Annotated in this window: 6 protein-coding genes; 2 read left to right on the top strand and 4 right to left on the bottom strand. The window is 51.1% G+C overall.

Annotated elements, in window-relative coordinates; genetic code table 11:
* Positions 1-5 precede the first annotated feature (5 nt).
* From Pan241w_RS16335 to Pan241w_RS16325, 3 genes are all read right to left on the bottom strand, one after another.
* A complete protein-coding gene (locus Pan241w_RS16335; RefSeq protein ID WP_145217900.1) occupies positions 6-536 on the bottom strand; it encodes a CBS domain-containing protein in 531 nt (176 codons plus the stop codon).
* Between the two features lie 330 nt (positions 537-866).
* The gene (locus tag Pan241w_RS16330) at positions 867-1,907 is read right to left on the bottom strand and encodes an alpha/beta hydrolase (RefSeq protein WP_145217898.1); all 1,041 of its coding nucleotides are present in this window, start codon (positions 1,905-1,907) and stop codon (positions 867-869) included.
* 27 nt (positions 1,908-1,934) lie between these two features.
* Entirely contained in the window at positions 1,935-2,573 is a 639-nt protein-coding gene (locus Pan241w_RS16325) for a TlpA disulfide reductase family protein (RefSeq protein ID WP_145217896.1), read from the bottom strand.
* Positions 2,574-2,885: 312 nt separating this feature from the next.
* On the opposite strand from Pan241w_RS16325, the gene Pan241w_RS16320 reads away from it, so the two are divergent.
* Positions 2,886-4,124: a c-type cytochrome gene (locus Pan241w_RS16320; protein WP_145217894.1), complete on the top strand. Its 1,239-nt coding sequence runs from the start codon at positions 2,886-2,888 to the stop codon at positions 4,122-4,124.
* Between the two features lie 26 nt (positions 4,125-4,150).
* Here Pan241w_RS16320 and cls read toward each other — a convergent pair whose 3' ends face one another.
* On the bottom strand, positions 4,151-5,581 hold the full coding sequence (gene cls, locus Pan241w_RS16315; protein WP_145217892.1) for a cardiolipin synthase: 1,431 nt from the start codon (positions 5,579-5,581) through the stop codon (positions 4,151-4,153).
* A gap of 246 nt (positions 5,582-5,827) precedes the next feature.
* On the opposite strand from cls, the gene Pan241w_RS16310 reads away from it, so the two are divergent.
* Positions 5,828-12,025: an alpha-2-macroglobulin family protein gene (locus tag Pan241w_RS16310; RefSeq protein WP_145223419.1), complete on the top strand. Its 6,198-nt coding sequence runs from the start codon at positions 5,828-5,830 to the stop codon at positions 12,023-12,025.
* Position 12,026 lies beyond the last annotated feature (1 nt).

Genomic DNA, 12,026 nt, shown 5'->3' with positions numbered 1-12,026 from the left:
CAGGTTTACTGACTCTTCAGGCCATTTAGCTGGAGCAGTTGTTTTCGCAGACTGTAGCGGCTGAGGTGAGGCGGGTTCATCGAAGAAGCGGGGGAACTGGATTCTGCCGTGGACTGTGAATCTGATTCCGATGCCTGTTCTTCTGTTGATTCAATCGAATCCAGAGTCATGATGGTGCGGAAGAGATCTCGGCAGCTCAGTTTGCCGACCAGCCGGCCTTGTTCCGTAACAGCCATACAGCTGTTGCGGCGATCGCGAAAGAGGTGGGCCAGTTGCAGTGCGTCGTCTTCGGGGGAGAGTGACTCGAGTTGCACGTTCATAATCGAGTCGATGGGATCATTCAGATGCTGGTGCATCAGTTTGTGCTTGAGAATCGCATAATCGGGGACCACCCCGATAAGCTTGTGTTGCTGATCAATCACATAGATCTCAGCAGATTCGGCCAGGATCATTTGCGTCGCCGCTTCCTGAAGACATGTTCCCGTCAGCACACTGACCGGATTGACCGTCATTAAATCGCGAACTTGTACCTGCATCGTTGCCCCCTTGGCAGTTACCGTTTTGAGAGGAATTCGAAAACGGTTTACTATAGAGACGAATAAAATTTCTTAACCTAACTCGGTAGATCAAGAAAGCTGGCCCGCCGACAGCTTCAATCGGCAGAGTTCATTTTAGAATTTTGCGATTGAGGCTCTACTCCAAGGATATGTTTCATTACGACAACATGATGCAATTAATCAACAAATTCTTTTGAGAAAATAAAATCATCAGCGAAACAGTACAGATCGTACAGATTGTGACGATTGGTTTTCTGACGGGAGTCACTGGTTTTGAAGAGTCAAAATCGGATGGGGGGCAAAATAATATTACTCAGCCGTTTGCTTCCAGAACTGGAGAATGTCTTCCGCGACCTGTGCGACGACCTTCGGGCCTGTGGTGGCTTCGATGTGACCTAATCGATGGTGGGAGGATTTTGCCTGCCATTGTTCGGCCAGTGCTTGAATGCGGAATGAGGGGACAAAGCGATCGAAGTCGGCGACGTGCAACTGGATGGCAGCAGTGTCCAGACGGGGCTGCCAGTTGGGGATCACCAGGGGGCGCGTGAGTTGTTCCAGCCGTTCCGGATCAGTGACATCATGGCCGACACCACGGCGAATCGCATTCACAACTGTTCCCCCTTCTTCCAGGATATGGAACAGGTCAACGGGGGGAGTGATCGCCATTACGAATTCGAGTTGGTCGATCAACAAGGCAGCGGTCAGGGACATCCAGGCACCGTGGCTGATGCCCACGAGGCCGATCTGATGTCCCTGGTTCTGTAAGGAGAGAATCAGGCTCCACAGGTCCAATACCCCTTGCCGGGCAACGGTGAGCTGATGATCCAGATTGCCGCCGGCAATCAGTTGCCCGGGGCGATAACCGGCCGGCGTGCGTCGGTAATTAAAGGGACTATCCAACATCACGACATCCACGCCAGCGGGGGTGAGTCGTTGTGCGAGTCTGTTAAAACTGCGAACGCCCATCTGCACGATTCCATCGACGGCGACCACGGTATATCGCGGCGATACTCCCGATTCGCGTGAAACAGCCGTGGATTTCCAGTGGCGACCTTTCACCAGATCATTCTCAGGAAATGTCGTTTGAATGGAACTGGGAAATTGGAAATCCTCGACCTCGGCGGCATCAAAGGTAATCTTTGATGCCGGTCGTAAGCGGGGCTGGTATTCCAGTTGTGCCGCTGCGGGAACGGGCGAAAAAAAAGTGGTCAGGTCGCCGCTATGGAGTTCGGGCACCGATTCGCCTGCGTTGGAAACGACCAGCGGTTGTTTCTTGTAATAGAAGAACCGATGCAGGAGATAAAAGCCAAACAGCTCATCGATAAACGTCGACCAGAGTTTACGGATCATGTTTTCCACTCAATCGAGAGAAGGCGTTTATTCCGGTTTCTGTTTCAGAGTTGCCTCTAAAGCAGTCTCGATATCTGCCTGGGTGAACGATTTGCTCGGATCAGCAAAGGAAAACTTCTTAACCAACTGACCTGCTCGGTCGTAAATCCGATAATGTGGCAAGGCCCCGCCATCGATTCCGAACGTGTCCATCGGGTCCTCTTCGCCCGTCGCGGTCGCCAGGATGTTCGTGAACTGGGCGTCCTGTGATTCCAGAAACTCTAAGACTGCTTTTTGTGTTGCTTCGTCCGACTCATCCATGCTGACCGAAATGACCGACAGGCCCTGATCGGCGAACTTTTTATTCCATTCGACCGTATGGTGGAAATTCTTGACACAAGGGATACACCAGGTGGCCCAGAAATCGACGAGCACGACTTTCCCTTTTTGTTGTTCGAGGATCTCCTGAAAGCCTTTCGCGTCGGATAAGGTCAGTGTGATCTCAATCGTTTTTTCCGGCTTAGATACTTCAGCAGGGGTTTGGGCCTCGGTTTGACTGGATGCCTCTGTTTTTGTGCTCTCTGGTTTGGAATCTTGTTGAGAGGTACATCCAACTGGGAATACAAGCAGTGTTAATGCGAGGATGATGGGGAACCAGTTTTGGCAGGTGGAATGTGTTGCGATCATGTTTCGTCCCTGAATAATGGGTGGTGTCTGTAAAAAACGGACTGGCCTGAAAGCGAACGGCAAATGTCAGGTGAGCGGAATGGCGCTAGCCACCGTTTTCACTTTGGCTATAAACGGCGGCTAGCGCCGAGCCGCTCACATCTGAGGTTAGAGCATTCGCAATAATCGTTTTCTTTCAAGTTGAACTGACTAAATTTTAAACAAAAACGGGAAATGAACATAGTGTGCGGCCTGCTAACTTCAGTAAGATTAGGAATCAGATTTCATTTTAGCATCTAAGGCCGCGCCTCTGGCATAGACAGGATACGAACCATGATCACCGGGAGTAAATTCAGCAATATTAGTGCGGTGATTTTATTGTTGATTGTCTGTTTACCGTCGGTAGGATTGGCGGAAAAATCTGCTCTGTCACTGCCGATTGAGGGCCTGGAGAGCACGGTTCTGGAAGAAGTGGCTCCGGGGGATTATCGGATTCTATTCGAAGGTCAACCGCTGGAACGAATGACGGGGGCTGAATTTCCGGCGTTACGCAACCTGGAGATCAAAATTCAAAACAAGAATCTTCGTGAAATGCAGGCAGATCGCACGATCAATGCATTGCTGATCGCGATGGCACGGATCGCTGACGAACCGACGTTGATCTATTTGCATGAATTGTACGAGTCCTATCCGGAGCGCCGGAATGATGTGGCAGAAGCTATCAGCTGGTATGCCCGGGAGAATCAGCGACGGGATGCTGACTGGCGCATATTAGTTCGTTCTCTGAACATGGTTGAAGGGGAGCAGGCGAAAGCAGTCATGAAAACGTTGACGAAATTTCGTCGTCGCTCGAACAAAGCCCAATGGATTCGCCAGGCCATTCTGGTCGGACTGAAACAGGATGCGGAAGGGCAACAGCTTGCTTCTGATCTGTTAGAGCATTGGACGGGGAAGCAGCTAACACAGCTGTCTGGTGAGAAGCAAACGCCGATGCTTATTTGGCAGAACTGGTTTGCGGAAACGTACCCCGACGAGTTAGCTGCCACTTTGCCGGTCGAAGCGAAAGACAGCCGCTGGAAATTTCAGGAATTACAGAGCGACTTGCGGAAGCGATCCAAGAAATCCTTTGATTTGAAGCTGGGAGAGAAAGCGTATGTCAAAGCGACGTGCGTCAAATGTCACCGCTATGGAAAACTGGGAGAAAAAGTGGGACCGGATCTGACGCACGTCAGTCGCCGATTACAGCGGAAAGAGATCATGCAGGCCACGATTTTTCCCTCGCATTTCGTGTCAGAAGAGTATCCGACATATACGATCATTACTGAGGCCGGTAAAGTATTGACGGGCATGATGGGAGCGGCGGGGCCGGACCAGATTATGCTGTTAACAAACGAAGGCACAAAGCAGCTGATTAACAAAGATGAGGTAGACGAAATTATTCCGGTCAAAAAGTCATCGATGCCGGAAGGGTTGCTGAATCTGTTGACCAAAGAGGAAGCGATCCAGTTATTCGGATATCTGACAACATTGCCTGAGGGGGCTTCGCAGGCATATCGGCATACGACTCGTTAATTTCGATTGATAACATGTTTGTTCTGCTACATGACCGGGGCAAACAGCCGACACAGATTCTGTCTCAAAATGACCAGCTTGCTGCGCTTGTCCCAATCCTCTTCTGTGATTTTGACGGCCCCCAGAAGATCGTTGTCGATTGATTCTTTCAACCGCGCTGCAAATTTTCGATCATAGATGGCCAGACCAACCTCAAAGTTCAGGATTAAACTGCGGAAGTCAAAGTTAGCGGTTCCGACGAGCGACCAACAGCCATCAATGGTCATTGATTTTGAATGAATGATGCCTTTGTTGTATTCATAGATTTCCACGCCGGCGTCCAGCAGCGAATCGTAATAGGAACGGCCTGCATACACGGTGGTCGGGTTGGCCGATTTTCCAGCGACCAGTAGCGTCACTTTCACTCCCCGTTGGGCAGCCGATTCGAGGGCGGTCGTCAGTGATTCCGGAGGGACAAAATACGAGGTCGCCAGCAGAATGCTTTCACGTGCTTCATTGATTGCGGCGAAGAACAGAGTCAGAAAGACATCGGCATTTTTTTCCGGTCCTGAAGAAAGCGTTTGTGCGGTATTGTTCCCCGTTGTGGGAGGGGCAGGGTAATACTGGGGCTGAGTTAATGCTTCGCCCGTCGCAAAAAACCAGTCTTCGGCAAAGACCTGTTGTAACTGCAGCGCCTCGGGACCTTCGATTTTGAGGTGCGTATCGCGCCAGAAGCCCAGCACGGCATCCTGTCCCAGGTATTCATCGCCGATATTCATACCGCCAGTGAAGGCAACTTTTCCGTCGACGATGACCAGTTTCCGGTGATTCCGTAAATTGAACGACCAGCGTTCTCGAAAACTGGCACCGGGAAGAAACGGTGCCACTTTAATTCCGGCTTCCAGCATCGGTTTGAAAAAACGATTGCGCAAATTCAGTGAACCAAAGCCGTCGTACAGAAAACGCACTTCGACTCCCGTTTTGGCTTTTTCGATGAGAAGATCACGTACCATCGTGCCGGAGCGATCCGGCTGCCAGATATAGTATTCCAGATGCAGAGAGTGCTCGGCGTTCAAGATCGCCTGTTTGATCAATCCCAGTGTACGATTTGTATCATTTAAGAGTTCAATCTGGTTTCCAAACGTGGGTACCGTATGAGTGATGTTCTGTGCCAGACGCATCAAATTCTGATTGAGGGGCAGATAATCTTCCCGGGAGAGCAACTGATTTTGTATGACCTGCGGAAGCTTGGGGGCGAGCGACTGATTGGCTTTTTCTTTGGAAAGCGAACGTCTCTGCACGCGGTTAATTCCGAAAAACAGATAGATGATGCCCCCCAGACCGGGTAACAGCAGAATGGTCAAGATCCAGGAGACGGTTGAAACCGGGTGGCGTTTCTTCTGCAGCAGGATATTGGGAATCAGAGCCAGGGTGATCAGGTAACCACAGAGCGTTAAAGCTGCTGTCAGCCAATCCATAGAAGCGTCTCTTTATATATAATCCGTGTGAGAAAAATCAGTAAGTGATAAAAGAATTCAGATTATGTCGGAATTGACACGGTTCTCCTACCTTGATTTGGAGAGATCGTGAAAAATCCGGGAATTCCGGGAACAGAAGGCAAATTCAGTTCGTCAAACAAGCGTAAAATAGTATGATCCCGTCTAAATATTCAAAACGCAGGTCCCATCTTTAATAATACAGGTTCTATGATGTTGCACTTGAGCATGAAGAAAAATGCACAATGGTTATTCGTTTTCGTTTCTTTTGCGTTTCTGGGAGTTTATCTCTTTGCTGCAGAGAAAAGTCTCACTGAAGAACGGGCTGTTGCGCAAAAGTATCAGAAACAGGGCAATTTTCGGGATGCCTGGCAGCTCTATCAGAAACTGGCGCTGCAGAAAAGTAATTCCGATCAGGGTGTCGTACATGATCTGCAAGCAGGCATTCAATGTCTGCAACGGCTCAATCGCGTGAATGAGATCGACGCGTTTCGCGAATCGGTTTTAAAAGTCCATGGTGACCAGCCCCGTGTCTTATGGAAGTTAGCGGAAAGTTATGTTCATGGGCCGCACTTTGGCGTCATTATCGACGGCAAATTCATCAGGGGCCCACATCGAGGCCGTCAGTATGTCAACACCCAGGAGCTGGATCGGCTGACGGCGCTGCGGTTGATGGAGCGGGCCGACAAGGAACTGGCAGGGAACGATGATGCCGAACTGGCGTCGGATATATATTCCTATTATGCCCGCGTTCTAATGATTGGTCGCGAAGGGCGGAATGCCTGGAAGCTACAGACCCTGACCGATTTGAATGAAGTGCCCGACTACAACAGTCTTGAAAGTCAGTCAGGCGGTGGTTTTGGAGGTGGATTTGGACGTCGGATTTATGGAGCACCCGTAGCGGGGCCTGAAGGGGCGCCCGTCGATGAAGCGGGGGATCCCGTTTATTATCAAGTGCCGGAATCATTCGCGGCTGCGGCCAATGATGGTCAGCGCTGGCGATGGCTCTTGCATCAGAGTGGGAAACTCAATACGAAACGTGAACAGGAATCGCTCTATCAGGTCGCGCAATTCAACCGCAGTCAGTTTGGCGTTCAGACTCTGCAAAACTACATGCCCTATTTCTTTCGGCAGAGGGATGGGGAGGGAGGCCAGGAAGAAGAGCAGGTCAACGCGTTCTCGCTGGAAACACTGAAACCAACTGAAACGATGGCCCGTCTGGCAACCGGGATCAAGCGGTTCACGCTGCCCGATGATGTGAATTTTATCCTGCTCTATCGAAAGGTGGTTGCACTCGGAAAAAGTTCCACCGGGGAAAGTGCTTTAAGTGATTTGACCAGCATCTTTGAAAATCGGCGTCAATATTCGGAAGCGGCGAAGTATTTGCAGCAGAGTATCGAAACCTACGGTGATCCCGACCACTACAAGCAACGACAACTCAACCAGATCATCGGGAACTGGGGACAGTTTGAGCCGAATCATACTCAGGTCGCCGGACAGGGGGCGAAAGTCGATTATCGGTTCCGAAACGGAAAGCACGTGCAATTTGAAGCGTATCAGATCCATGTCGAGAAACTGTTGGACGATGTGAAAGCGTATCTGAAATCGAGACCGGCAAAGCTGGATTGGAACAAAATCAATATATCCAATATCGGATATCGCCTGGTTCACGAACAGCAGAAGAAATACCAGGGGAATCTAGTTTCGCGTTGGGGGTTGGATTTGAAGCCGCTCGACGGGCACCGCGATCGACAGATTACGGTGACGACACCTTTGCAGAATGCAGGGGCTTATTTGCTGGTCGGAAAAATGGACAACGGAAACATCAGCCGGATCGTGGTCTGGCTGGATGATACGGCCATCATTCACAAACGCATGGCAGACAAAACCTTTTACTTTGTGGCGGATGCCCGCACTGGAAAACCTATTGCCGGGGCGAATCTGGAATTCTTTGGATATCAACAAAAACACATTGCACGCAACCAGTATCAAGTATTGACGGAAAACTTTGCCGAACAGACCGACGCCAACGGTCAGGCGTTTCCTGACAAACAGTTGCTGAAACAGCGGTATCAATGGATCACGATCGCCCGTACGCAGGAAGGACGTTTTGCCTTTACCGGCTTTGATCGCTTCTGGTATTCCAATCGGCTTCCCAATCCCGATTATTCTCAACAGAAAATCTATGGCATCACGGATCGCCCCGTCTACCGACCGGGACAGAAAGTGGATTTCAAGTTCTGGGTTCGCAATGTCGGCTACGATTTAACTCCCGATCAGGAAACCCAGTTTGCCAATAAAACTGTGAAACTAAAACTGAATGGCCGGAACGGGAAAACGATTTTCGAGAAAACATTTACCACCGATGAATATGGCGGCGTCAACGGTGACTGGACCATTCCTGAAGATGCCGACCTGGGGCCGTATACGCTGAGACTGGAACTGGTGTTCAAAGACCCCGCACGGGGACACCGCAACCGGACGCTTCGTGGATCGGTTAATTTTCGCGTCGAAGAATACAAAAAGCCCGAATTTGAAGTGCTGGTAGAAGCCCCCGACGAGCCTGTTATGCTGGGGGGTACCGTCACCGCGAAGATCAAAGCCAAATATTATTTCGGCAGCCCGGTCACCAATGCACAGGTGACTTATAAAGTCACCCGGACCGCCTATGACCAGCACTGGTATCCCTACAACCGCTGGGACTGGCTCTATGGTTCAGGATACTGGTGGTTCGGTCGCGATTATTTCTGGTATCCCGGCTGGGCAACGTGGGGCTGTATCGCCCCCGGTCCCTGGTGGATTCATCCGCGTCCCGGTCCGCCGGAAGTTGTTCAATCGAATACCGTAGCCATCGGGTCGGACGGCGAAGTGGAAATCAAAATCGATACCGCGCTCGCCAAAGCGATTCACGGCGATCAGGATCACAAGTACGAAATCACCGCGGAAGTTGTCGATGAATCCCGCCGTACGATTGTCGGCAAAGGTTCGGTCCTCGTCGCACGCGAACCGTTCAAGGTCTTTGCCTGGATGAATCGGGGATATTACCGTGTGGGCGATACGATGCTGGCTTCTTTCAAAGCTCAAACACTGGATTCGAAACCGGTGACGGGAACGGGCAAGCTGGTTTTATATCGCGTGACTTACACCGAAGAAGGAACGCCTAAAGAGACCGCCGTTCAGGAATGGGACCTGAATCCCGGAGAGGATGGAACGGCGGAGCAGAAAATCGCCGCGACACAGGCGGGAGAGTATCGTATTGCTTATACTGTGACCGACCAGAAAGGACACCAGATCGAAGGGGGATATCTGTTTTCGATTCGCGGAGAAGGCTTCGACGGAAAAGAATATCGCTTTAATGATCTGGAACTGGTTCTTGACAAAAAACATTACCAGCCCGGCGAAAAAGTGCGGCTGCTGATCAACACAAATCAGCCGGGCAGTACGGTGCTGCTGTTCGTTAGACCCGTGGGCGGCATTTATCCGAAACCACATGTATTGAAGCTGGCCGGCAAGAGTACGGTCTATGAGATCGACCTGACCCGCAAAGATCTGCCGAATCTGTTTGTGGAAGCCTTCACCGTGCATCAGGGAAAAGTGCATACCGTTGCACGTCAGATCGCGGTTCCGCCTGAAGAGCAGGTAGTTAACCTGGAAGTAGAGCCTTCAGAAACGGAATATCTTCCCGGCCAGGAAGCAACTGTTAAACTGAAAGCCACGGATGAGCAGGGAGAGCCGATCAAAGGTTCGCTGGTGGTCAGCGTCTATGATAAGAGTGTGGAATACATCAGTGGCGGCCCGAATGTACGGGACATCAAAGACTTTTTCTGGAAGTGGAAACGTTCGCATCATCCGGCTACATCAGACAATCTCAGTCGCGGCTTTCATGTGTTATTGAAATCAGGCGAAGCAGCCATGCAGATGCTCGGCGCGTTCGGGCATTTGATCCAGGCTACCTCGGAGCGAAGATCGGAACTGGGGATGAATGGCTCAGGCTCTGCCTTTGGTGTCGGCGCGATGGATGCGGCTGAAGGACTGATACAAAGTAAAGCACGCGCCATGCCGATGGCAGCGGGAATGGCGAAGAGGGACAGTTTTGGAGACGCTGCTGCACCGGCAGAAACATCGATATTTGTGGAGCCGGTCGTCCGCGAAAAATTTGCCGATACCGCGTTCTGGAAAGCCGCTATCAACACGGATGCAGAAGGGCGGGCTCAGGTTTCGTTCAAGATGCCGGAGAATCTGACGAGCTGGAAGATCCGCAGCTGGGCGATGGGGCAGGGAACCCAGGTCGGCGAAGGAACGAAGGAAGTCGTCACGCGTAAAAACCTGATTGTGCGACTGCAGGCACCACGGTTCTTTGTGGAAACCGATGAGGTGGTGCTGAGTGCGAACGTACATAATTACCTGAAGACATCGAAACAAGTTAAGGTCGTTCTGGAGCTGGACGGCGATACGTTACAACCACTGGATGAAATGACGCAGACAGTGGAAATCGATGCGAACGGCGAGCAACGCATCGACTGGCGGGTCAAAGCGGTGCGGGCCGGGTTCGCAGTGATTCGCATGAAAGCACTGACCGATGAAGAGTCGGACGCGATGCAGATGACCTTCCCGGTTAAGGTGCATGGCATTCTGAAAACCGAATCCTATACGGGAATGATTCCTGCCAGCGGAGATGGGGCGCAAATCAGTTTCCAGATTCCGAATCAACGGAAGACGGAAGAGAGCCGCTTGGAACTTCGCTATTCACCCTCTCTGGCAGGAGCGATGGTGGATGCCCTGCCGTATCTGGTTTATACGCCGCATAAAACGACGGACTGTATTCTGTATCGTTTTCTGCCGACCGTGATGACACAAAACATTCTGAAACGAATGGGCCTGAATCTCAAGGAAATCGAAGAGAAGCGGACGAATCTGAATGCCCAGGAAATCGGTGACGACAAAGAACGGGCCGCGCAGTGGAAACGCTACAAAAATAATCCGGTATTCAGTCAGTCCGAAGTCGATCGGATTGTGAAACAGGGCGTGGCTGACTTGACGAGCATGCAGCTTTCGGATGGGGGCTGGGGTTGGTTCTCCGGTTGGCGGGAACGCTCGTCGCCTTACTTTACCGCGCGGATTGTGCAGGGTTTGAGTCTGGCAAAACAGAATGGTGTTGCGCTGGTGCCCGGGACATTGGAACGGGGCGTGGAATGGCTCAAGAACTATCAGAAACAGGAGCTGCAAAAACTGTTGAATGCCCCCAGCAAAACGAAGCCTTATAAGGAGACCGCTTCGAATCTGGATGCGTTTGTCTTTCTGGTATTAGTGAATGAGAAAGTCATCAACGAAACCATGTACGACTTCCTCTATCGGGATCGGACGAAACTGTCGGTTTATGCTCTGGGAATGCTGGGACTGGCATCGCATGAGATGCAGCGGCAGGATCGATTGGACATGATTATGACCAATATGGATCAGTATCTGGTACAAGATCCTGAAAATCAGACCGCTTATTTGAATCTGCCGGAAGGAAACTGGTGGTGGCACTGGTATGGGAGTGAAGTCGAAGCGAACGCCTATTATCTGAAACTGCTTTCCAAAGCCGATCCGCAAAATCCCAAGGCGGCACAGCTGGTGAAATATCTGCTCAATAATCGCAAGCATGCGACGTATTGGAATTCGGTTTCCGATACCGCGATTGCCGTCGAAGCACTGGCCGAATACTGGAAAGCCAGCGGCGAAGATCAGCCTGATCTGACATTGGAGATTGTACTCGACGGTCAAAAGCAGAAAGAGGTCAAAATCACGGCCGAGAACCTGTTTGCCTTTGATAACAAATTCGTGTTGGAAGGGGATGCATTAACGTCGGGCGCCCATCGGCTGGAAATCCGTAAGCAAGGTTCGGGACCCCTGTATTACAATGCCTATGTGACCTACTTCACGAAAGAGAATTTCATTACGGCAGCAGGACTCGAGATCAAAGTTCAACGGAAATACTATAAGCTCATTCCGGACGATGCTACTGTGAAAGCCTCTGGTTCGCGCGGCCAGGCCGTTGATCAGCGCGTCGAAAAATATCAGCGCGAGGAAATTCTGTCTGATACCGTGCTCAAAAGTGGTGATCTGGTCGAGGTGGAACTCGTATTCGACAGTAAGAATGATTACGAGTACCTGGTGTTTGAAGATTTTCGTGCGGCAGGTATGGAAGCCGTTGATTTGCGGAGCGGTTATTCCTGGCGGGGGCTGGGCGCGTATCGGGAGTTCCGTGACGATCGGGCGGTGTTTTATCTTCGACAACTGCCGCGTGGCAAACACAATCTGACGTATCGATTGCGTGCGGAAATTCCGGGGCACTTCAGCGGATTACCCACGAAAGGCTATGGCATGTATGCACCGGAACTGAAGGCCAACTCTGACGAGATTAAAGTGAAGATCAGCGATTGAT

It is taken from the genome of Gimesia alba (assembly GCF_007744675.1).
Taxonomy (GTDB): Bacteria; Planctomycetota; Planctomycetia; order Planctomycetales; family Planctomycetaceae; genus Gimesia; species Gimesia alba.
The sequence above is the reverse complement of the archived record's forward strand: the minus strand, read 5'-3'. Positions and strand labels throughout refer to the sequence as shown.